We start from the raw sequence: 22681 nt of genomic DNA, 5'->3' as shown, positions 1-22681 counted from the left end.
GCCGTGGTGCAGCCTGCTGACATCGACGTGCCTGAGACACCGGCTCGACCGGTGTTGGTGGTCGACTTCGGTGCCCAATATGCCCAGTTGATTGCCCGTCGGGTTCGAGAAGCACGGGTTTTCTCCGAGGTGATTCCGCACACCGCCTCGATCGAGGAGATCAGGGCCCGTCAGCCGGTGGCGCTCGTGCTTTCCGGTGGACCGGCCAGTGTCTACGCCGACGGCGCTCCGAAACTCGATCCGGCGCTACTGGACCTCGGTGTACCGGTTCTTGGCATCTGCTACGGGTTTCAGGCCATGGCGCAGGCGCTCGGGGGGATCGCCGCCCACACCGGCACTCGCGAATACGGTCGGACTGAACTGAAAGTCCTTGGTGGCAAACTGCATTCGGATCTTCCCGAGGTTCAGCCGGTATGGATGAGTCACGGTGACGCGGTCACGGCCGCGCCGGACGGATTCGACGTGGTGGCTAGCAGCGCCGGTGCCCCGGTGGCCGCCTTCGAGGCCTTCGACCGGCGCCTGGCCGGGGTGCAGTATCACCCGGAGGTGATGCACACCCCACACGGGCAACAGGTGCTCAGCCGGTTTTTGCACGACTTCGCCGGGCTCGGCGCCCAGTGGACGCCCGCCAACATCGCCAACGCGCTGATCGAGCAGGTGCGCACCCAGATCGGCGACGGCCACGCCATCTGCGGGCTATCCGGCGGCGTGGATTCCGCGGTGGCCGCGGCCCTGGTGCAGCGGGCCATCGGCGACCGGTTGACCTGTGTCTTCGTCGACCACGGGCTGTTGCGCGCCGGTGAGCGGGCGCAGGTGCAACGCGATTTCGTGGCCGCCACCGGCGCCAACCTGGTCACCGTCGACGCGGCCGAGACCTTCCTCGAGGCGCTGTCGGGCGTGAGCGCCCCCGAGGGCAAACGCAAGATCATCGGCCGTCAGTTCATCCGCGCGTTCGAGGGCGCGGTGCGGGATGTGCTGGACGGTAAGACTGCTGAGTTCCTGGTGCAGGGCACGCTGTATCCGGATGTGGTGGAGTCCGGCGGGGGCAGCGGCACCGCGAACATCAAGAGCCACCACAATGTCGGCGGCCTGCCCGACGACCTGAAGTTCACCCTCGTTGAGCCGCTGCGGCTGCTGTTCAAAGACGAGGTGCGCGCGGTCGGGCGGGAGTTGGGTCTGCCGGAGGAGATCGTGGCGCGCCAGCCGTTTCCGGGACCGGGGTTGGGTATTCGGATCGTCGGGGAGGTCACCGCCAAGCGGTTGGATACGCTGCGGCACGCCGATTCGATCGTGCGTGAGGAGCTGACCGCGGCGGGCCTGGACAACCAGATCTGGCAGTGTCCGGTGGTGCTGTTGGCCGATGTCCGCTCGGTGGGTGTGCAGGGTGACGGTCGCACCTATGGCCACCCGATTGTGCTGCGTCCGGTGTCGAGTGAAGACGCGATGACCGCCGACTGGACCCGGGTGCCCTACGAGGTGCTCGAGCGCATCTCGACCCGGATCACCAACGAGGTCGCCGAGGTCAACCGCGTGGTGCTGGACATCACCAGCAAGCCGCCCGCCACCATCGAGTGGGAGTAGCGGCGGCCAGCATTAGCCAGGCCCGGCTTTTGTCACAGGCGACACATTGGTATCTGTCGGGATGAATACGCGTTGTGCCCGCCGGCCCAGAGATTGCTGTGACTAACTAATGTGACCAACCCGGCTCGGGTGGCCAGCGGAGCGCCCTTGATCAGCTAGTTCACGAATTCACGCCTGCCATGGGCAATGGTGGTTGCGTTCCAGTCCCCGCCGGCCTCCTCGACGAGTCGGCGGGCGACATCGAGATCGCCGTTGCCGGCGACCAGGATTAAGGTGTGGTCGGCTGTGGTGACAGATCCGCCCCGTAATCGGTGGTGTGCAGCCAAATCAGATGCGAAGGCATCGCGGAAGCGGGCGATGCCGATGTCGGGCACGGTGATGAGGATCGCGTCCGCCTCGGGTGCATTCTGCGGCAAGTAGTCGAAGGTCAGCACCGCTTCTTGGTTGAACTGGCGGTGCAGTGCCTCGGCGGCGTTGTGCAATGTGGGCGCGTCGACAACGCACAGATGAAATTCACGGGAGCGCTCGTAGCCGATCTGCTGGCGCTCATTCGACCAGAACACGCCGTCGACCAGGGTCGATCCGGTCACCACCGTGCCGGTTAGTGCGATAGTCGCAACGGCCGGTAGCTCGAACCCATCGGTGGTGTTGTCGGTGGCGAAGAGCTCTGCCGGCCGGCAGGCAGGCCCGCCACCGGTGGCCGGTGGGGCCGTCCCTGGGCCTAACAGGCCGCAAAACAGCAGGGCAGCCGCCAGTACCGAGGTGGTTTTACGCGATTGCACAAGGCAGCCTCTCATGACCTTGACGGACTCCAAGGACGGGTGTTTACTGACTTCGAACATATTTTCGAACAGGAGGCTGGTCATGACTGTGGCCTTCGCCTCCGACCAACGCCTTGAAAATGGTGCTGAGCAGCTCGAATCACTACGACGGCAGATGGCTTTGCTGTCCGAGAAGGTGTCCGGGGGGCCCAGCCGTTCGGGCGACCTGGTGCCGGCGGGACCGGTGTCGTTGCCCCCGGGGACGGTGGGAGTGCTGTCGGGTGCGCGGTCACTGCTGCTGAGCATGGTGGCATCGGTGACGGCGGCCGGGGGAAACGCGGCCATCGTTGGCCAGCCGGATATCGGGTTGCTGGCCGCGGTGGAGATGGGGGCGGATCTGAGCCGGCTCGCGGTGATACCAGATCCCGGGACCGATCCGGTTGAGGTGGCCGCTGTGCTGATCGACGGCATGGATCTGGTGGTGCTCGGTCTGGGAGGGCGCCGGGTGACGCGGGCGCGGGCGCGGGCAGTGGTGGCCCGTGCCCGTCAAAAAGGCTGCACCCTGCTGGTCACCGACGGCGACTGGCAAGGCGTGTCGACGCGGCTTGCGGCCCGGGTCTGCGGCTATGAGATCACCCCGGCCCTCAGGGGCGTGCCCACCCCGGGGTTGGGGCGGATCAGTGGGGTGCGGCTGCAGATCAACGGGCGTGGACGGTGATGGCCTCCGCTCGCGTGCTGGCGATCTGGTGTATGGACTGGCCCGCGGTCGCGGCGGCCGCGGCCGCGGGCCTATCCGCGACGGCCCCGGTCGCGGTCACGTTGGCAAACCGGGTGATCGCCTGCTCGGCGACCGCGCGGGCGGCCGGGGTGCGCCGAGGGTTGCGGCGTCGGGAGGCGGCGGCGCGGTGTCCGCAACTGTTTATAGCGACTGCCGACGCCGACCGCGACGCCCGGCTCTTCGAAGGGGTGATCGCGGCGGTAGACGATCTGGTGCCCCGCGCCGAGCTGCTGCGGCCCGGGCTCCTGGTGTTGCCGGTGCGCGGGCCGGCCCGTTTTTTCGGGTCCGAGCAGATGGCGGCCGAGCGGCTGATCGACGCGGTGGCCGCGGCCGGCGCGGAGTGTCAGGTCGGAATCGCCGACCGGTTGTCTACCGCGGTTTTCGCCGCGCGTGCTGGCCGCATCGTGGAGCCGGGAGGCGATGCGCGGTTTCTGTCGCTGCTGTCGATCCGCCAACTTGCCACCGAGCCGAGCCTGTCCGGGCCGGGCCGGGACGACCTGACGGATCTGTTGTGGAGGATGGGGATTCGCACCATCGGACAGTTCGCCGCGCTGTCTCGTACCGACGTGGCGTCCAGGTTCGGTGCCGACGCGGTGGCCGCGCACCGGTTCGCCCGCGGCGAACCGGAACGGGCGCCCTGCGGGCGGGAGCCGCCGCCGGATCTGGCCGCCGAGCTGGCATGCGATCCGCCGATCGACCGGGTCGACGCCGCGGCGTTCGCCGGGCGCTCGCTGGCCGCCGAGCTGCATCGGGCGCTGATGGCCGCCGGAGTGGGCTGCACCCGGCTGGCCATTCATGCCGTCACCGCCAACGGCGAAGAGCGCAGCCGGGTGTGGCGGTGCGCCGAGCCGCTGACCGAGGACGCCACCGCCGACCGGGTGCGCTGGCAACTGGACGGGTGGTTGAACAACCGGAATGCTCGTGACCGGCCCACCGCGGCGGTGACTCTGCTGCGGCTGCAGGCGGTGGAGACGGTGTCCGCATCGGAAGGCTTGCAGTTGCCGCTATGGGGCGGGCTCGGTGAACAGGACAGGCTTCGGGCCCGTCGGGCGCTGGTGCGGGTGCAGGGCTTGCTCGGTCCGGAGGCCGTGCGGGTGCCGGTGCTATCCGGCGGACACGGCCCGGCCGAACGCATCACGTTGACCGTGCTGGGCCTAGTAGCCCCTGAGCCGGTGCCGCAGGCCGACCCCGGTCAGCCGTGGCCCGGCAGGTTGCCCGACCCGTCGCCGGCGGTGCTGTTCGACGATCCGGTGGACTTGCTTGACGCCCAAGGAAACCCGATACGGGTGACCAGCCGGGGGATGTTCTCCGCGGACCCGGCGCGGCTGAGGGTTCGTGGCCGAGACGATCGGCTGCGCTGGTGGGCCGGACCGTGGCCGGACGACGAGCGGTGGTGGGATCCGGATCGGGCGAGTGGCCGCACCGCGCGCGCTCAGGTATTGCTGGACGGCGATCCCGGCACCGCGTTGCTGCTGTGCTACCGGCAGCGGCGGTGGTATCTGGAGGGAAGCTACGAATGACTTGCGCCGAACGTGACGTCAGGGCGAGAATTTCGGGAAAATCCCGCCGTCAGTTCACGTTCGGCGCGCGAATCGTCCGATCCGTTCGACGAACCGGTCGAAGAACACCGCCGGATCGACGCTCATGCCGATCCGCGCGTTGGGATTTCGCTTCCCGGACCAGTCGGTGACCGTCGCCCCCGTCGGGTCGACATCCACCGTCGCGGTCCGGGTCGTCAGGAGTTCCGGGTCCATTGCGACCGCGGCGGCCAGCGGGTCGTGCATATATGCCAGGTACCCATGTCCGCGCGCCTCATGAGACTCGAAGTAGAACCGCAGCGCGTCCTCGATCACCCGCATCACCGGAGACGAGCCGCAGACGGACGCCAGCCGGGCGAGAATGTCCGGTGTCATCGCGACCCGCCGGGTGAGATCCAAACCGCACACGATCGGCAGTTGTCGTTGTCCGGCCCACGCGGTGAACACCTCGCTGGCCGCCTCGGGATCCACCCGGATGTTCCATTCGGTGATCGGCTGGCCGTCGAACATGCCGCCCATGATCACCAGCCGGCGCAGCAGCCTCGGCAGCGCGGGTTCGGCGCGCAGCGCCAGCGCCAGGTTGGTCAGCGGGCCGGTGACCAGACCGATCAGGTCGCCGGCGTGGGAGTGCGCCGCCGCGATCCAGGCCGTCGTGGCGTCATAATCGGTGAGCCGGCGATTGCTGGCCGGCAGCTCGGCATAGCCTATCCCCTTGGGGCCGTGAAACTTTGGGTGATCGGGCCACCGGCCGCCGAGCGGCTCATCGGCGCCTTTGGACACGGGGATGTCTGCGGCACCGCACAATTCGAGCAAGCTCAGGTTGTTCGCGCACACTTGACCTACCGCGATGTTTCCGCCGGTCGAGGCGATGCCGACCAGATCGGCGTCGGGACTGGCCAGCAGATAGATCACGGCCAGCGCGTCGTCGATGCCGGTGTCGACGTCGGCGAATACGACGCTCACCGCGACGACGATACGCTATCCCAATGCCCGACGAGCTGAAGCCGCACTTCGCCAACGTGCAGGCGCACTACGACCTGTCCGACGACTTCTTCCGGCTGTTCCTCGATCCCACTCAGACCTACAGCTGCGCCTACTTCGAGCGCGACGACATGACGCTGCAAGAGGCGCAGATCGCCAAGATCGATCTCGCGCTGGGCAAACTCGGATTGCAGCCGGGCATGACACTGTTGGACGTCGGCTGCGGCTGGGGCGCCACCATGATGCGCGCGGTGGAAAAATACGACGTCAACGTCGTCGGTCTGACCCTGAGCAAAAACCAGGCCAACCACGTTCAGCAGCTGGTCGCCAACTCCGAAAGTCTACGCTCCAAACGCGTTCTGCTGGCCGGCTGGGAACAGTTTGACGAGCCCGTCGACCGCATCGTCAGCATCGGTGCTTTCGAACATTTCGGTCACGAGCGCTACGACGCGTTCTTCAGCCTGGCGCATCGCCTGCTGCCCGCTGACGGGGTCATGCTGCTGCACACCATCACCGGGTTGCATCCGAAAGAGATCCACGAACGCGGCCTGCCCATGTCGTTCACCTTCGCTCGTTTCCTGAAATTCATTGTGACCGAGATCTTTCCGGGTGGGCGGCTGCCCTCGATACCGATGGTGCAGGAGTGTGCCAGCGCAAACGGCTTCACCGTCACCAGAGTTCAATCGTTGCAGCCGCACTATGCGAAAACCCTCGACCTCTGGTCCGCGGCGTTGCAGGCCAACAAGGGCCAGGCCATCGCGCTGCAATCCGAGGAAGTCTACGAGCGGTATATGAAGTACCTCACCGGCTGCGCCGAGATGTTTCGCATCGGATACATCGACGTCAACCAGTTCACCTGCCAGAAGTGACTACCAATGCACACCGGGCACCAGTCGCCCCAAGCGCCTGAGCGGCCTCGGGACTCCCGCGCGGGCGGATCGCCGGGGACGCCGCGGCGCCGGTGGGCGGTCCGCGTCTGGACGCGAAATCCCCTGCGCTGCAGCTGAATCGGGATAGCCCAGATAGAGCTGGTGCAGAATTCGGCGCGACAGCCGTGGCGCGACGTAGTTGCCGGCTTCGGCGAGCGTACCCAACGGAGTGTCGATGCGCGCCGGCTTTTCCACGAGTCCGCGGATCACCATCGCCGCCGCGCGTTCGGCGCTGATCGCGCGCACCGGGTTGAGCCGCCGCGACGGCACGATCATCGGGGTGGCCACCAGCGGCATATGGATGTTGGTGAACGTGATGTGGTCGGACAGCGTCTCGGAGGCGACCACGTCGGCGAACGCGTCCAGCGCGGCCTTGGTGGGCAGATACGAGCTGTACTTGGGATTGCGGGCCTGCACGCCGGCGCTGGAGACGTTGACGACGTGGCCGAACCGGCGCTCGCGCCAATGCGGCAGCAGCGCCAGCACCATGCGCACCGCGCCGAAGTAGTTGACCGCCATCACCCGCTCGTAGTCGTGCAGCCGGTCGGTGGAGTTGACCACCGAGCGGCGTATCGACCGGCCGGCGTTGTTCACCAGGTAGTCCACGTGGTCGAAACGGCCCAGGATGTCCTTGACGGTGTGCTCCACCGACGCGGAATCGGTGACGTCGCAGGTGAATGCGTGCGCCTGACCGCCATGGGCGCGGATCTCGGTGACCAGCTCATCTAGCGCGTTGCCGTTGCGGGCCAGCGCGAATACCGTCGCACCCCGTTTGGCGACGGCGATCGCCGATGCCCTCCCGATGCCGCTGGACGCACCGGTGATGATGACGTGGCGGCCCAGCAGCGGATCGTTGCGACGCGCGCGGTCGGGGTCGAGGTGCTCGGCCCAATACCGCCACAGCCCGGGCGCGTAGGTGGCGAATTCGGGGACGTGAATGCCGGTGCCGCGCAACGCTTCCCGGGTTGTGTCGGACGTGAACGTGGGCGCGCAGCCGACGACGTCGAAAATCTCGGCGGGAATTCCCAGTTGGGTGGCCGCCATGTTGCGCAGCACCTTGGCGCGGCCGCGCGCGTTGAGCACCGGTGCGGCCACAAAGCCGGGCAGCGTCCCGAGTAGCGGGGGCAGTCCGGCCGCGCCGGCGATCCCGCGGTAGATGCCGCGCAGTCCGATTGCTGTCGGCGCGGTCAAATGAAACGTCTGCCCATCCCGGCCGTCGGCGTGCATGAGCGCCACCAGCGCGTCGGCCACATAGTCGACCGGCACGATGTTGGTGCGCCCAATGTCCGGCAGCAGCATCGGGGTGAACGACGGCAACACCGCCAGCTTGGCCAGCACCCCGAACAAGTAGTAGGGTCCGTCGATCGTGTCCATCTCGCCGGTGCGCGAATCACCCACCACCACCGCCGGGCGGTAGATGCGATAGCGCAGGCCGGGCGTGGAGCGCACCAGCCGTTCGGCCTCGAATGTCATCCGATGATACGGGGTCGGTAGGCGCTGGCCGACGTCGAAGTCGGCCTCGGTGTAGTGGCCGGCGAAGTCTCCGGCCACCGCGATCGACGACACGTGATGAAACGTGGCGTCAAGGCGTGCCGCCAGCTCGATGACGGCGCGGGTGGCGTCGGCCCAGGTGGTGTCGTGTACCGCCGCACAGTGCAGCACATGGTCGATATCGCCTAGCTCGGCGATGGTCCGCTCGGACAGTTCGAGCTCCGTGAGATCACCGACCAGCGGTCTTACCCGGTCACCCCACTGGCCGGCGAGGCGCTCGAAGCGGCTTAACGACTGGCGGCGAACCAGCGCCCACAGCCGTGCCTCGGGTCGGCCGTCCAGGAGACGGGATACCACGTGGCGCCCGATAAACCCGGTACCGCCGGTAACGACGTACCGCATGCGGTCAATCGTGGCGGTCAGCGGCGGTAAGCGTCAACCGCGCGGTCAGGTGAAGTTACGGATGCCGTCCCATTCCACCAGCCTCCAGCCGGTCACTGGGTTGCCGGTGATCACCACGCGGCCGATGTTGGGCAGTGGATGGGTGGTCAGCAGGCTGTCCCTAGAGTTTCGTGCGTTCATCAGCGTCCAGATCATGATCGCTACCCCCTGCGAGAACACGACCGGCGTATTGTGGCCGCTGTCGTAGATCTTGCGGACGGCGGCGCTGAACTGGGAATTGAATTCGGTGCCGCTGATCGACCCCGGAATAGTGTTGTGAACATCGCCGGCCAGCCAGTCTGCCGGTGCCAGCATATATGTTGAGTTGGCCATTGATTCGGGTTTGCCGTTGAACCAGCCGGCGTTGATCGCTTGCAGGCCCGGAAGAATCTCGACTTGCTTGCCAAGTTCGCCGGCCAACGGCCCGGCGGTCTGCTGGTCGGCCGCCATGGGGGAGGAATAGATGCTGTCGACATCTCTGCGGGAAACCTGGTGCGCGACCTGCTGCGCCTCTGCTTTGCCGTCGGCGCTGAGGCCGGAACCGGGCATGTCGGTGTCGATGATCCCGTCGGCGTTGGCCTGGGATTGCGCGTTGCGGATAAAGGTCAAGGTGATGCTGCGTGGCTGCGTGGGACCGCCGCAGGCGCCGAGGAGTAGCGTCGCGGCGAGCACGGCTAGAACTGTGCAGGCCTTCCGGACCGGGGTGCGCTTCGCCATGGCGATAGCCTGCCCTGTCGATACCGTCCGGGGGAAGGGCTTGCGATGATTTTCCAACCGGGAGGAGAGTTGCATGGCGATTGATCCGAACTCCATAGGTGCAGTGACCGAGCCGATGTTGTTCGAGTGGACCGACCGGGACACGCTGCTTTACGCGATCGGGGTGGGCGCCGGGACCGGAGATCTGGCGTTCACCACGGAGAACAGCCACGGCATCGACCAGCAAGTGTTGCCGACGTATGCGGTGATTTGCTGTCCGGCGTTTGGTGCGGCCGCAAAGGTGGGAACATTCAACCCGGCGGCGCTGCTACACGGCTCCCAGGGCATCCGGCTGCATGCGCCGCTGCCGGCGGCGGGAAAACTGTCGGTGGTCACCGAGGTCGCCGACATCCAGGACAAGGGGGAGGGCAAGAACGCCATCGTTGTGCTGCGCGGCCGCGGTTGCGACCCGGAATCGGGTTCGTTGGTTGCCGAAACGCTTACCACGTTGGTGCTTCGGGGTCAGGGGGGTTTCGGAGGAGCGCGGGGTGAGCGGCCGGCCGCGCCGGAATTTCCGGACCGCCACCCCGACGCCCGAATCGATATGCCGACCCGTGAGGACCAGGCGCTGATCTACCGGCTCTCCGGTGACCGCAACCCGCTGCACAGCGACCCCTGGTTCGCCACGCAGCTGGCCGGGTTTCCCAAGCCGATCCTGCACGGGTTGTGCACCTACGGGGTGGCGGGCCGGGCGCTGGTGGCCGAGCTTGGCGGCGGTGTGGCGGCCAACATCACCTCGATCGCCGCGCGGTTCACCAAGCCGGTGTTTCCCGGCGAGACGCTGTCGACGGTGATCTGGCGCACCGAGCCGGGCCGGGCGGTGTTCCGCACCGAGGTGGCCGGCTCCGACGGCGCCGAGGCCCGGGTGGTGCTCGACGACGGCGCGGTGGAGTACGTGGCGGGTTAGCTGCGCCGAGCAGACGCAAAATCGCCCAATTCGGCACGAAATTGGGCGATTTTGCGTCTGCTCGCGGGCCTTAGGTGCCGTCGGCGCCGGTGGTTCCGGGGGCGCCGAACAGCGTGCCGCCGGTGCCGCCGGCGGCGCCGGCGCCGCCGGTGCCGGGGGTGGCGCCGGTTCCGCCGTTCCCGCCGCCACCGCCGTTGCCGCCGTTGCCGATGAGCTGGGCGTTGCCGCCGACCGCGCCGGCACCACCATTGCCACCGTTGCCGGCGGTATCGCCGGTCCCGCCGTTGCCCCCGGCACCGCCGGACCCACCACTACCGCCGTTGCCGATCTGCCCGGCAAGCCCGCCGGCCGCACCAACGCCGCCCTTGCCGCCGTTGCCACCCACGCTGGCGGGCCCGATACCGCTTCCGCCGTTTCCGCCGGTTGCGCCGACACCGCCGGCCCCGCCATTGCCGAAGAGCGACCCGCCGCCGCCGAGGCCCCCGCTGCCGCCGTTACCGCCCAGTCCGCCCGTGCTGCCAACCGACAAGGCGACACCGGCGTTACCGCCGGTGCCGCCGGCCCCGCCGTTGCCGCCGATGCCGCCGCTGCCGGTAAACCCGGCCGTGCCGCCGGCCCCGCCGTTGCCGCCATTGCCGCCCGTTGCACCCGTTGGGGGTGTTCCGGTGGTGGTGGTCGCGGTGCTGCTCCCGCCCGCCCCGCCGTGGCCGCCGGCCCCGGCGTTGCCGCTTAGCAAGCCGCCATTCCCGCCGTTGCCGCCGTCCCCGCCGGTGCCGGCGATCGCGTCGGCCCTTCTGCCGGCGGTGTTCCCGCCGGCGCCGCCGTCCCCGCCGTGGCCGCCGGCTCCGATCAGCCGGGCGCTCCCGCCGGCCCCGCCGTGGCCGGCGGCGCCGCCGTCGCTGCCATTGCCGCCGGCGATGTTGGCCCCGCCGGCCCCGCCGTTGCCGCCGTCCCCGCCGTTGCCGTACAGCTGACCACCGGCCCCGCCGGCGCCGCCGTTCCCGCCGGCCCCGCCGTTGCCCACGCCACCGGTTTGGTTTCCGCCGGCGCCGCCGGCCCCGCCGTGGCCGCCGGCGCCGATCAGCCCGGCGTTTCCGCCGGTCCCGCCGCTAGCCCCGACACCACCGGTGCCGGCGCTGGTATTGTTGCCGCCGTTGCCGCCGGCCCCGGCGGCCCCGCCGTTGCCGTACAGCCACGCTCCAGAGCCGCCGGCTCCGCCGGTACCGCCGGTGCCGCCGGTGGCACCACCGGCGTTGTTGAGCCCGCCGGCGCCGCCGGCACCGCCGGCGCCGCCGCTGCCGTAGAGCCACCCGGCCGCCCCGCCGGCCCCGCCGGTCCCTCCGGTGCCCCCGGTGAGGGTGGCGCCACCGCTGGAATTCTTCCCGCCGGCCCCGCCGGTCCCGCCGGCGCCGCCATCGCCGACCAGGTACCCGCCGCCGCCACCGGCGCCGCCCGCGCCGCCGTTGCTGGCGGCCGGGCCGGTCTCGGTGTTTTGCCCGCCGATGCCGCCGGTCCCGCCGGTCCCGCCGGCGCCGAACAGCCCGGCGTGCCCACCGGCCCCGCCGGCGCCGCCGACCGAAGAGGTCAAGCTGTTAAAGCCGCTGCCGCCGTTGCCGCCGGTGCCGCCGGCCCCGCCGTCGCCGAACAACCAGCCGCCGTCACCGCCGGCTCCGCCGGCCCCGCCGGTGCCCCACAGCCAGGCCCGGCCGCCGGCCCCGCCGGCCCCGCCGTGACCACCGGTTCCGGTGCCCGCGCCCCCGATGCCGCCGGCCCCGCCGTTGCCGTACAGCCACCCGCCGTTGCCGCCGAGGCCGCCGGCGGCGCCGGCCCCGCCGCCGCCGCCGGCCCCGCCGTTGCCGATCAACCCCGCGCTGCCGCCGTTGCCGCCGGCCACCCCGGCGGTCGTCTGGGTAAAGCCGTTGCCGCCGTTGCCGAACAGCAGGCCGCCGTTTTGGCCGTCCGGGTTCTCCGCGGTCCCGTTGGCGCCGTCGCCGATCAGCGGGCGGCCGAACAGTGTCTGGGTGGGCGCGTTGATCGCGTTGAGCACCATCTGCTCGACGGTGTGGCTCTCGGCGGCCGCATACAGGTTGCCGCCGGAGGTCAGGGCCTGCACGAACTGGTCGTGAAAGATCGTCGCCTGGGCGCTGAGCGCCTGATAGGCCTGGGCGTGCTGGCCAAACAGCGCCGAGATGGCCAGCGACACCTCGTCGGCGCCGGCCGCGGCAACCTGGATCGTCGGGGCCGCGGCCGCCGCGGTCGCGGCGCTGATCGCCGACCGGATGCCGGCCAAATCGGTCGCCGCCGCTGCCAGCATCTCGGGGTTCGCGATCACAAACGACATGGCTGTTCTCCCTTCAATGGGTCGAAGGGTATCGCCGATCACGGCATCACGTCTGGTGTTTCGCCGCAGGGCCCCGGTGGACCCAAAGCGGCGGCCACTAATTACTAAGACCTGAAAAAGTCGCGGTTGCATTGACGGCGGCGGGCTGGGCGACCTGCGTGGCGTGGTCGGGGTGGGCGCGGGTGTCTGTCACGCTGCCAGGGTGCTGATCTTGACGAGGTTGTGGGCGAAGACGCCGTGTCCGCACCAGGTTCGGGCGCCGGTGATGCCGGTGAGTTCGGTGCGGTTCCAGCCGTAGCTGCGCTTGAGGTGGTTGATGCGTCCTTCGGATCCGGTTCGCCATTTGATCTTGTCGCGGAATGCCCGTCGGTGTTCGAATGCGCGGCGGGTGGCGCTGGGTTTGCTCTTGCGTGGGATGGCCACGTTGCGCACCCCGAGCTGGTGGAGATCATCTTCGACCGATGCGTCTCCGCAGCCCCGATCAGCGGTCACTGCCCGTGGTGGGCGTCCGGTGCGGCGGCTGATCCGTTCGATGGCGGGTGCCAATTGCGGTGCATCTGCGGGGTTTCCGAGCTCGACGCTGTGGTCCAGGATGACACCGTCGGCGTTGTCGACGACCTGGGCCTTGTAGCCGAACTCGACCGGCTTGCCCAATCGTCCCTTGCGGATCGGGCGAGCGTCGGCATCGTGGAGACTGACCAGGCGGCTGCTTGAGTCGGGCATTACCCCGGCCAGCCGGCTACGGGCCTGGTCCACCACCCGCTCGGTGCGTCCGATCAGCTTCTCGAGATGGTTGATGGCCTGGCGTAGCCAGGCTTTGCGCCGCCCACTGGCGCGGCGCACCGCACGTTGGGCGTTACGTACCACCGCGGCAGCCTCGGTCAGCGCCTGCTCGGCGATCCCGGCTAGCTCCCCGGTGATCCGGCGCACGAAGGCCTGCGCCTGATCGCGTTGCTGCGCGCCGCGTAACCGCAGCTTGGAGGCGATCGCGCGGGCCCGACGACCCACCGAGCGGCGCCGATCCCGCGTCCGCGGCTTTGATCCGCGCCACGGTGCGCGCCATCGAGCCGACCGCCTTGGCGAGCAGTCCAGTGTCGGTGGGATAGCCCACATCGCCCTCCACCACGGTGGTGTCGGCACGGACCTTGTTGGTGCGCAACAGCTTTTCGCTGGCCGCCTTGGCCAGCAGCGCCTCATTGAGCCCGGCCACCGCATCCTCACCGCAGCGCGTGGTCAGCTTCATCAACGTGGTTGGGTGCGGCACCGATCCCTCCAACGGAATACGGCAGAACCGCCGCCAGGTGATCGAATCGGTGACCTCCCGACACAGCGACTCATAGCCCAACCGGTAACGGAACTTCAAGAACATCAACCGCAAATAGGTCTCCATCGGTATGGACGGCCGACCCATCCGCGGGTCGAAGAACGGCACAAACGGGCAGAAGAACGCCGAATCATCGAGCAGCGCATCCACCCGGGCCAGCTCTTCGGGCAGCCGCCGCAACTCCTCGGGCAGCACGGATTCCCACAACGATGCCTGATCGCCTACAGTACGAAACACGATGGCCTCAATCCCTTCCGCAACAAGGGCATTGAGGCCATCCTCCCAGCTCAGCGCCAACCAACCGAGGAACAACGCGCCGACTTTTTCAGGTCCTAGTAATTAACACCGACGTTACTTAAAGCCTGCGCGAGTCGAACGTCGGCCCATGACGCCGACCGCTTGTGCTACAGTTAGCACAATGACCTCGGTGGGGGTGCGTGCGCTGCGGCAGCGGGCCAGCGAGCTGCTGCGCCGAGTCGAGGCCGGCGAGACGATCGAGATCACCGACCGCGGCCGGCCCGTCGCCCTGCTCTCGCCGCTGCCGCAGGGCGGTCCATACGAGCAGCTGCTGGCAAGCGGCGAGATCGAGCGTGCCACGCTCGACGTCGTTGATCTGCCCGAACCGCTCGACCTCGACGCGGGCGTCGAGCTGCCGTCGGTGACGCTTGCGCGCCTGCGTGAGCACGAGCGTTGATGGCGGCCATCTATCTCGACTCGTCCGCGATCGTCAAGCTCGCGGTTCGCGAGCCAGAGTCGGACGCGCTGCGCCGCTACCTTCGCACCCGCCACCCGCGAGTGTCGAGTGCCCTTGCGCGCGCGGAGGTCATGCGGGCCCTGCTTGACAAGGGTGAATCAGCGCGGAAAGCCGGCCGCCGGGCGCTGGCTCATCTCGATCTGCTGCGCGTCGACAAGCGCGTCCTCGATCTCGCTGGTGGGCTGCTGCCATTCGAGCTGCGCACGCTCGATGCCATCCACTTGGCGACGGCGCAGCGGCTCGGCGTCGATCTGGGCCGGTTGTGCACCTACGACGACCGGATGCGCGACGCCGCCAAGACGCTCGGCATGGCCGTGATCGCCCCGTCGTGACCCGGCGAGCAGACGCGAAAGTCCCCGAAACTGCCCTTGAACAGGCTGGTTGCCGCCGCCTCCGCCGCGATCGCGCAGAGAGGGAATAGATACGTCAAGACCTCTCCTTGTGTGCGAATGTACATGTACAAATGCCCATTACTACGGCGTGGCGGGTACGTCGTGGTCGACCGCCGAGCTCACAATTCTCCCGTGGCCGCCTTCCCCGCAGGGCGACCTTTCGGCTCGGTCTCGGCGTGCAACTGCTTTAGCTTCGCGTTGTGCTCCCTTGGGAAGCGCACCACCATTGCGTAGCATTCGCCGCCCAAATTAGGTGTAAATCATCTGGACACTGTTTATGAAAGTGCTGTGGTTTCAATTATGCATATCCGATGCTGATGAAATCCACTAAACTGCTCTGCAGCGTGAGGCGTTCGACGCCGGCCGATGTGTGAGCTTCAAGTCCGCAAGATACTCCGAGAAAGGCCAGGCAATTGAATGTTGCAGTATTGTCGAAGGCAACCTACCCGCCGTGATGGGAAGTATAGGTCGCCGCAGGGTATGCGTGTCTTTCTGTAGTGGATGACCCGGGGCGTCTGGACAACTCGAATTCCGAGATCATTGCTAACAACCCTGATGGTCGTGTTGGTCGACGGGCATAGGTACATGTTGCGTTGATATTTGAAATATTTGGGTATCTCCGAAGTGAAGCAATATCGCCGATTGCTCGTTCGCTGAAAATAGCGACTCACTGTTGCTCCGGTGAGGTTAAGAATGGGAGGCGTATTGACTCTGGATGCGGCTTTTCTGGGGAGTGTCCCTGCTGACCTTGGGAAAGCATTGTTAGAACGGGCTCGAGCGGATTGTGGCCCTGTGCTGCATCGGGCCATTGAGTCGATGCGCGAGCCGTTGGCGACGATGGCGGGATATCACCTTGGCTGGTGGAACGCCGATCGATCCACAGCGGCAGGATCGTCGGGCAAGTATTTTCGCGCCGCCCTTGTCTACGCGGCGGCCGCGGCTTGCGGTGGTGATGTCGGTGATGCTACTCCGGTGTCGGCGGCTGTGGAGTTGGTGCACAACTTCACGTTGTTGCATGACGATGTGATGGATGGGGATGCGACTCGCAGGGGACGGCCGACGGTATGGAGTGTGTGGGGTGTGGGCGGCGCGATCCTGTTGGGAGATGCGTTGCACGCCACGGCCGTTCGGATACTGACCGGCCTGACCGACGAGTGTGTGGCGGTCAGGGCGATAAGGCGATTGCAGATGTCGTGCCTGGACTTGTGTATCGGCCAGTTTGAGGATTGTTTATTGGAGGGACAGCCCGAAGTTACAGTCGATGACTATCTGCGGATGGCCGCGGGCAAGACGGCCGCCCTGACCGGTTGTTGTTGCGCTCTGGGAGCTTTAGTGGCCAATGCAGACGACGCGACGATTGCTGCGTTGGAGCGTTTTGGCCATGAGTTGGGTCTTGCGTTTCAATGCGTCGACGATCTGATCGGCATCTGGGGTGACCCTGGTGTGACGGGAAAGCCGGTCGGCAACGACCTTGCCCGACGTAAGGCGACACTGCCAGTTGTTGCCGCCCTGAACTCGCGATCCGAAGCGGCGACCGAATTGGCGGCCCTCTATCAAGCACCTGCCGCAATGACAGCAAGCGATGTCGAGCGGGCTACCGCGCTTGTCAAGGTGGCCGGGGGTGGTCATGTGGCGCAGCGATGCGCCGATGAACGCATCCAGGCTGCTATTGCGGCACTGCCCGATGCGGTGCGATCCCCAGACCTGATCGCGTTGTCGCAACTGATATGTCGCCGGGAGTGCTGATGGCTGAGGTGTTCGTGGGACCGGTCGCACAGGGATACGCTTCGGGTGAAGTCACGGTGCTGTTGGCGTCGCCGCGGTCGTTTTGCGCCGGTGTAGAGCGTGCTATCGAGACGGTCAAGCGAGTGCTTGACGTGGCCGAAGGCCCGGTGTATGTGCGCAAGCAAATCGTGCACAACACTGTTGTGGTTGCCGAGTTGCGGGACCGGGGAGCAGTGTTCGTCGAGGATCTCGACGAGATTCCCGATCCGCCGCCGCCGGGGGCGGTCGTGGTGTTCTCCGCGCATGGGGTTTCCCCGGCGGTGCGCGCGGGCGCTGATGAGCGGGGACTGCAGGTCGTCGACGCGACCTGCCCACTGGTGGCGAAAGTCCACGCTGAAGCCGCACGGTTTGCCGCGCGCGGTGACACGGTGGTCTTCATCGGGCACGCCGGACATGAGGAGACCGAAGGCACGCTTGGCGTCGCTCCGCGGTCAACATTATTGGTGCAGACACCCGCTGATGTGGCAGCGTTGAACCTGCCCGAGGGTACCCAGCTATCGTATCTGACCCAGACAACCCTGGCACTTGATGAAACTGCCGATGTCATTGATGCGCTGCGCGCGAGGTTTCCGACGTTGGGCCAACCCCCCTCTGAAGACATCTGCTATGCCACCACGAACAGACAGCGTGCGCTGCAATCGATGGTCGGTGAATGTGACGTTGTGTTGGTGATTGGCTCGTGCAATTCGTCGAATTCGCGGCGTCTGGTCGAGTTGGCGCAGCGAAGTGGGACGCCGGCCTACTTGATTGACGGGCCTGATGACATTGAGCCCGAATGGCTGTCGTCGGTCTCGACGATCGGTGTCACCGCGGGAGCCTCCGCGCCGCCACGACTGGTGGGGCAGGTGATTGATGCACTTCGCGGATACGCCTCGATCACCGTGGTGGAACGCTCGATAGCGACCGAGACGGTGCGATTCGGCCTTCCCAAACAGGTTCGCGCGCAATGACAACCACGATTCGCAACGGACGCGGGGACTTGATTACCGCGATCGGCGGACCTTGCGATGTGCAGGCATTGCCCGAAAGCCAGCTGCCAGAGCTGGCCGTGCAGATGCGTCGGCGGCTCATAGAAACAGTGACGGCTACCGGTGGCCATCTCGGCGCGGGACTTGGCATGGTAGAGCTGACCATCGCATTGCATCGGGTGTTCACCTCGCCACACGACATCGTGGTGTTCGACACCGGGCACCAAACCTATCCGCACAAGCTGCTCACCGGCCGCGGTAAAGACTTCGCCACGCTGCGCCAGGCCGATGGTCTATCGGGGTATCCCAACCGCCATGAATCGCCACATGACTGGGTCGAGAACTCCCATGCCTCGGTCAGCCTCGCCTGGGTGGACGGCATCGCCAAAGCATTGGCCCTGCAGGGGCAATGCGACCGACGTGTCATCGCGGTGATCGGTGATGGCGCCCTCACCGGGGGCGTGGCATGGGAGGGCCTGAACAACCTCGGTGCCGCTACCCGGCCCGTGATCGTCGTGCTCAATGACAATGGCCGCTCCTACGACCCCACCGCTGGGGCTCTTGCGGCACACCTAGAAGAACTTCGCGTCGGCACACCCCGAGGGCCGAACCTCTTTGAGAACATGGGATTTACCTACATCGGTCCGGTCGATGGGCACAACATCCCCGACACGTGCGCGGTTCTACGAAAAGCGGCCGCGGCAGCTAGGCCCGTTGTTGTTCACGCAGTGACTAGTAAGGGCCGGGGTTATCCTCCAGCCGAAGCTGACGAGAGGGACCATATGCACGCCTGCGGGGTGGTCGACATTGCCACCGGCCTCGCTAGCACACCCAGTCAGCGGAGCTGGACCGACGTGTTCGAGGACGAAATCGCGCGCATTGCTGACGACCGATCCGACGTCGTCGGGCTGACCGCGGCGATGCGTCTGCCCACTGGTCTAGGCGCGCTGTCGAGGCGATACCCGCATCGGGTGTTCGATTCGGGCATCGCCGAACAACACCTGTTGGCCAGCGCGGCCGGGCTAGCTGCCGCGGGAACCCATCCCGTTGTCGCGGTGTACTCGACGTTTCTGCACCGCGCCTTTGACCAACTTCTGTTCGACATCGGGCTGCACCGGTTACCCGTGACGCTGGTGCTGGACCGGGCTGGGGTAACCGGGCCCGACGGACCCAGCCATCACGGTTTGTGGGATCTGGCGCTGCTGGCCTGCGTGCCCGGGTTTCAGATCGCCTGTCCGCGCGACGCGCCTCGGCTACGACAACAGTTGCGTACCGCGATCGCGACCGCGGCTCCCACCGCCGTGCGTTTCCCCAAAGGGGCGCCGGGCGAACCGATCACGGCCGAACACACCATCGGTGGCCTCGACGTCTTGCATACACCACCACCGCATTGGCGACCCGACGTGCTCTTGGTCGCAGTGGGTGCCATGAGTCGACCACGCATGGACGCCGCCCGGTGCCTCAGCGAGGAGCAGATCGGGGTGACAGTCGTTGATCCACAATGGGTCTGGCCAATCAGCCCGGCACTGACCGAGCTGGCTGGCCGCCATCGGATCACCGTGTGTGTCGAAGATGCGATTGCCGACGTGGGAATCGGCGCGCACCTTAGCCACCACATCGGGCGGACACACCCGCGGACGCGCACCTACACACTGGGACTGCCACCGGCCTACATTCCCCACGCCAGCCGCGACCACATCCTTTCCAGCCACGGACTCACCGGCCCCGCAATCCGCATAAGATGCAAATCACTACTTAACGCACTACATGAAGTCCCTGGACCCGAAGACCATCCTGATTCCGGCGATAGTTATTAAGAGGAAGCATGAACTTGGTTAGCGAAAAAGAATTCTTGGATCTTCCTCTAGTATCCGTAGCAGAGATTGTACGTTGCCGTGGACCGAAGGTATCCGTCTTTCCCTTCGATGGCACACGCCGCTGGTTTCACCTCGAATGTAATCCGCAGTACGACGATTATCAGCAGGCCGCCTTGCGTCAATCAATTCGTATTCTGAAGATGCTCTTCGAGCACGGCATCGAAACAGTAATCTCGCCAATCTTTAGCGACGATCTTCTGGATCGTGGTGATCGATATATCGTACAGGCGCTCGAAGGGATGGCCTTGCTTGCCAACGACGAGGAAATTCTGTCGTTCTATAAAGAACACGAGGTCCACGTTCTTTTTTATGGTGATTATAAGAAAAGATTGCCTTCGACCGCGCAAGGGGCAGCCGTTGTCAAGTCATTCGATGACCTAACAATCTCTACGTCATCCAACACTGAACACAGACTATGCTTCGGTGTTTTTGGCAACGATGCGGCTGAGTCTGTTGCGCAGTTTTCTATCTCGTGGAACGAAACGCATGGTAAACCTCCCACGCGGAGAGAGATTATCGAAGGTTATTACGGCGAGTATGTTGACAAGGCTGACATGTTCATCGGATTTGGGCGTTTCAGCACTTTCGATTTTCCGCTGCTCAGCTCAGGAAAAACGAGTCTATACTTCACCGTTGCTCCCTCATACTATATGACCGAAACAACGCTCCGGAGGATCTTGTACGATCATATCTATCTCCGTCATTTCCGGCCCAAACCTGACTATTCAGCGATGTCGGCCGATCAGCTCAATGTACTGCGCAACAGATATCGAGCCCAGCCTGACAGAGTTTTCGGTGTGGGTTGTGTTCATGATGGAATCTGGTTCGCGGAGGGCTGATGGTATGGAGACTTTCAGGACTCTGCTAGCGAAAGCGGCACTAGGCAACGGCATCTCGAGCACAGCCTATGACACCGCGTGGGTCGCGAAGCTGGGCCAGCTCGATGATGAGCTAAGCGACCTCGCCCTCAACTGGCTTTGCGAGCGCCAGCTTCCTGACGGCTCATGGGGAGCCGAGTTCCCTTTCTGCTACGAAGATCGACTGCTCTCCACTTTGGCGGCCATGATCAGCCTCACGTCGAATAAGCATCGTCGGAGGCGCGCAGCGCAAGTTGAAAAAGGCTTGCTAGCCCTGAAGAACCTTACCTCGGGTGCTTTCGAAGGCCCTCAACTTGATATAAAAGACGCAACCGTCGGGTTTGAGTTAATCGCACCTACGCTGATGGCTGAGGCGGCGCGACTTGGCCTTGCCATTTGCCACGAGGAATCCATCCTCGGCGAGCTTGTCGGAGTGCGTGAGCAGAAGTTGAGAAAACTCGGCGGAAGCAAAATCAATAAACATATCACCGCAGCTTTCTCCGTAGAACTGGCCGGCCAAGACGGTGTCGGTATGTTGGATGTCGATAACTTGCAGGAGACAAATGGATCGGTCAAGTATTCGCCATCAGCGTCAGCCTACTTCGCGTTACATGTTAAACCAGGAGACAAGCGGGCCTTGGCGTACATCTCATCGATAATTCAAGCCGGCGATGGCGGTGCGCCGGCCTTCTATCAAGCCGAGATTTTTGAAATTGTTTGGTCTCTATGGAATCTCTCGCGTACGGATATTGATTTGTCCGATCCTGAGATCGTTCGTACGTACCTACCCTATCTTGACCATGTCGAACAACATTGGGTCCGTGGTCGAGGTGTGGGGTGGACAGGAAATTCCACCTTGGAAGATTGTGACACCACAAGTGTGGCCTACGATGTTTTGTCGAAGTTTGGACGGTCGCCGGATATCGGAGCCGTATTACAATTCGAAGACGCCGATTGGTTCCGTACCTACTTTCACGAAGTCGGCCCCTCGATATCGACGAACGTCCACGTGCTCGGTGCGTTGAAGCAGGCGGGCTACGACAAATGTCATCCACGAGTACGAAAGGTTCTGGAATTCATCCGATCAAGCAAGGAGCCTGGACGGTTCTGCTGGCGGGATAAGTGGCACCGATCGGCATATTATACGACTGCGCATCTGATATGTGCTGCCAGTAACTATGATGATGCCCTATGCTCAGATGCGATTGGGTGGATTCTTAATACGCAGAGGCCCGATGGCTCGTGGGGATTTTTCGACGGCCAAGCGACTGCGGAAGAGACAGCATATTGCATTCAAGCTCTGGCGCATTGGCAGAGGCACAGCGGCACATCCTTGTCGGCGCAGATCAGTCGCGCGGGTGGGTGGCTATCGCAACACTGCGAACCGCCATACGCGCCGTTGTGGATTGCCAAGACACTTTACTGCTCGGCGACGGTAGTTAAGGCTGCCATCCTAAGTGCACTGCGGCTGGTCGATGAGAGTAACCAATGAGGCGTCCCTGTCGGCGATGTCCGGCTCGTCACGTTCGGTCATGGTCCCGCGCCGTCCAGGATCGCTCCAAGGCTGGACAAATCGCGAACGACGCCGTCGCGAGTTTGTCCGGAACGGTCCACGAGGTACGCGCGCATGCCCGCGCACCGTGCGCCCTCAACCCAGTCGGCGATGTCGTCGAAGAACAGGCATGACGTTGTCGAGACGCCGAGGGCTTCCGCGATCGCTTGATAGGCCCGCGGGTCAGGCTTGGCAGCTCCGATCATCTGCGAACTCAGCACGACGTCGACGAGGTCGTGCAGAGCGGCGCACTGAAGGAGGCTGCGGGCGCTGACCAACAGGCTGTTGTTTGTGAGAACACCGACCTTGAGGCCACGGCGCCGGGCTTCTTCAAGGGCTGGACGCGCGTCTGGATATCCCTGGGCGAACGCCATGTAGTCGAGGCGCACTAGCTCGTCTCTTGCCTTCGAACCGAGCTCGAGCTCGCGCGCCAGGCTCGAGAGGAACTCGCTAATTGGCTGGGTTTCAACGAACGCGTCGTCGATAGTCAATCCGTTGAGCCACCCACCCCAGCGGCGTTCGATCTCCTCCAATGGTAGGCCCGTGATTCGCCGCACATCCTCCTCGGCACGTGTCCAGTCAAAGCTGGTGAGCACACCGTCACGGTCGAAAACAACCGCGCTAATGCTCAACGCGTCCTCCCTTGATGGCCACAGATTGTGTTCGTA

The 22681-nt window shown here is 65.4% G+C and carries 18 protein-coding genes and 1 pseudogene; 12 read left to right on the top strand and 7 right to left on the bottom strand.

The genetic code is table 11. From position 1 onward, the window contains the following. The first annotated feature begins 3 nt into the window (after positions 1-3). Positions 4-1581, top strand: coding sequence for a glutamine-hydrolyzing GMP synthase (gene guaA / locus FF952_RS17910; protein WP_015631564.1), 1578 nt, complete (start codon positions 4-6; stop codon positions 1579-1581). 155 nt (positions 1582-1736) lie between these two features. Here guaA and FF952_RS17905 read toward each other — a convergent pair whose 3' ends face one another. Then, positions 1737-2447: a hypothetical protein gene (locus tag FF952_RS17905; protein WP_003900680.1), complete on the bottom strand. Its 711-nt coding sequence runs from the start codon at positions 2445-2447 to the stop codon at positions 1737-1739. Here FF952_RS17905 and imuA' point away from each other — a divergent pair. Beyond that, positions 2446-3060 (top strand): DnaE2-dependent mutagenesis accessory factor ImuA', encoded by a 615-nt coding sequence (gene imuA', locus FF952_RS17900; RefSeq protein ID WP_003904303.1) that lies wholly within the window; start codon positions 2446-2448, stop codon positions 3058-3060. The two genes, FF952_RS17905 and imuA', sit on opposite strands and share 2 nt — an antisense overlap. After that, entirely contained in the window at positions 3057-4640 is a 1584-nt protein-coding gene (locus FF952_RS17895) for a DNA polymerase Y family protein (protein ID WP_003900042.1), read from the top strand. The genes imuA' and FF952_RS17895 overlap by 4 nt, the downstream gene beginning before the upstream one ends. Positions 4641-4694: 54 nt before the next feature. On the opposite strand, the gene iunH is transcribed toward FF952_RS17895, so the two are convergent. Continuing rightward, positions 4695-5621 carry a nucleoside hydrolase IunH gene (gene iunH, locus FF952_RS17890; protein WP_003417946.1) on the bottom strand — a complete coding sequence of 309 codons (927 nt, stop codon included), beginning with the start codon at positions 5619-5621 and terminating at the stop codon, positions 4695-4697. 23 nt (positions 5622-5644) lie between these two features. Between iunH and cmaA1 the strand changes: the two genes are divergently transcribed. Beyond that, a complete protein-coding gene (gene cmaA1, locus FF952_RS17885) occupies positions 5645-6508 on the top strand; it encodes a cyclopropane mycolic acid synthase CmaA1 (protein WP_003417944.1) in 864 nt (287 codons plus the stop codon). Here the strand turns inward: cmaA1 and FF952_RS17880 are convergent, their stop codons facing one another. Together FF952_RS17880 and FF952_RS17875 are read right to left on the bottom strand one after the other, a co-directional pair. Continuing rightward, positions 6509-8461, bottom strand: a complete 1953-nt coding sequence (locus tag FF952_RS17880; RefSeq protein WP_003417940.1) for an SDR family oxidoreductase — start codon at positions 8459-8461, stop codon at positions 6509-6511. A gap of 45 nt (positions 8462-8506) precedes the next feature. After that, a complete protein-coding gene (locus FF952_RS17875) occupies positions 8507-9217 on the bottom strand; it encodes a histidine phosphatase family protein (RefSeq protein WP_003417932.1) in 711 nt (236 codons plus the stop codon). Between the two features lie 73 nt (positions 9218-9290). On the opposite strand from FF952_RS17875, the gene htdY reads away from it, so the two are divergent. Continuing rightward, positions 9291-10163, top strand: coding sequence for a 3-hydroxyacyl-thioester dehydratase HtdY (htdY, locus tag FF952_RS17870; protein ID WP_003417929.1), 873 nt, complete (start codon positions 9291-9293; stop codon positions 10161-10163). A gap of 70 nt (positions 10164-10233) precedes the next feature. Here the strand turns inward: htdY and FF952_RS17865 are convergent, their stop codons facing one another. Together FF952_RS17865 and FF952_RS17860 are read right to left on the bottom strand one after the other, a co-directional pair. Continuing rightward, positions 10234-12504, bottom strand: a complete 2271-nt coding sequence (locus FF952_RS17865) for a PE family protein (RefSeq protein WP_031653948.1) — start codon at positions 12502-12504, stop codon at positions 10234-10236. Positions 12505-12693: 189 nt separating this feature from the next. Beyond that, positions 12694-14065, bottom strand: a pseudogene (locus FF952_RS17860) (ISNCY family transposase). Positions 14066-14246: 181 nt separating this feature from the next. Here FF952_RS17860 and FF952_RS17855 point away from each other — a divergent pair. The 7 genes from FF952_RS17855 (at position 14247) to FF952_RS17825 (ending at position 21953) form a co-directional block, all read left to right on the top strand. Beyond that, positions 14247-14522: a type II toxin-antitoxin system Phd/YefM family antitoxin gene (locus FF952_RS17855; protein WP_003912214.1), complete on the top strand. Its 276-nt coding sequence runs from the start codon at positions 14247-14249 to the stop codon at positions 14520-14522. Next, complete coding sequence (locus tag FF952_RS17850) at positions 14522-14914, top strand: type II toxin-antitoxin system VapC family toxin (protein WP_003417916.1); 393 nt, start codon at positions 14522-14524, stop codon at positions 14912-14914. The genes FF952_RS17855 and FF952_RS17850 overlap by 1 nt, the downstream gene beginning before the upstream one ends. 753 nt (positions 14915-15667) lie before the next feature. After that, entirely contained in the window at positions 15668-16720 is a 1053-nt protein-coding gene (gene idsB, locus FF952_RS17845) for a geranylgeranyl diphosphate synthase IdsB (protein ID WP_003900678.1), read from the top strand. Then, positions 16720-17709 carry a 4-hydroxy-3-methylbut-2-enyl diphosphate reductase gene (gene ispH / locus FF952_RS17840; RefSeq protein ID WP_003417912.1) on the top strand — a complete coding sequence of 330 codons (990 nt, stop codon included), beginning with the start codon at positions 16720-16722 and terminating at the stop codon, positions 17707-17709. Before idsB ends, ispH begins: the two co-directional genes overlap by 1 nt. A gap of 29 nt (positions 17710-17738) precedes the next feature. Further along, entirely contained in the window at positions 17739-19544 is a 1806-nt protein-coding gene (locus tag FF952_RS17835) for a 1-deoxy-D-xylulose-5-phosphate synthase (RefSeq protein WP_072460216.1), read from the top strand. An 8-nt stretch (positions 19545-19552) separates the two neighbouring features. Further along, entirely contained in the window at positions 19553-20443 is an 891-nt protein-coding gene (locus FF952_RS17830) for a diterpene synthase (RefSeq protein WP_003417908.1), read from the top strand. A 4-nt stretch (positions 20444-20447) separates the two neighbouring features. Continuing rightward, entirely contained in the window at positions 20448-21953 is a 1506-nt protein-coding gene (locus FF952_RS17825) for a type B diterpene cyclase (RefSeq protein WP_003417905.1), read from the top strand. Between the two features lie 38 nt (positions 21954-21991). Here the strand turns inward: FF952_RS17825 and FF952_RS17820 are convergent, their stop codons facing one another. After that, on the bottom strand, positions 21992-22645 hold the full coding sequence (locus tag FF952_RS17820) for an HAD family hydrolase (RefSeq protein WP_003417903.1): 654 nt from the start codon (positions 22643-22645) through the stop codon (positions 21992-21994). Between the last annotated feature and the right edge of the window lie 36 nt (positions 22646-22681).

It is taken from the genome of Mycobacterium tuberculosis complex sp. N0072 (assembly GCF_030323725.1).
In the GTDB taxonomy this organism is placed as follows: domain Bacteria; phylum Actinomycetota; class Actinomycetes; order Mycobacteriales; family Mycobacteriaceae; genus Mycobacterium; species Mycobacterium tuberculosis.
This window is presented reverse-complemented; position numbering and strand designations above follow the sequence as displayed.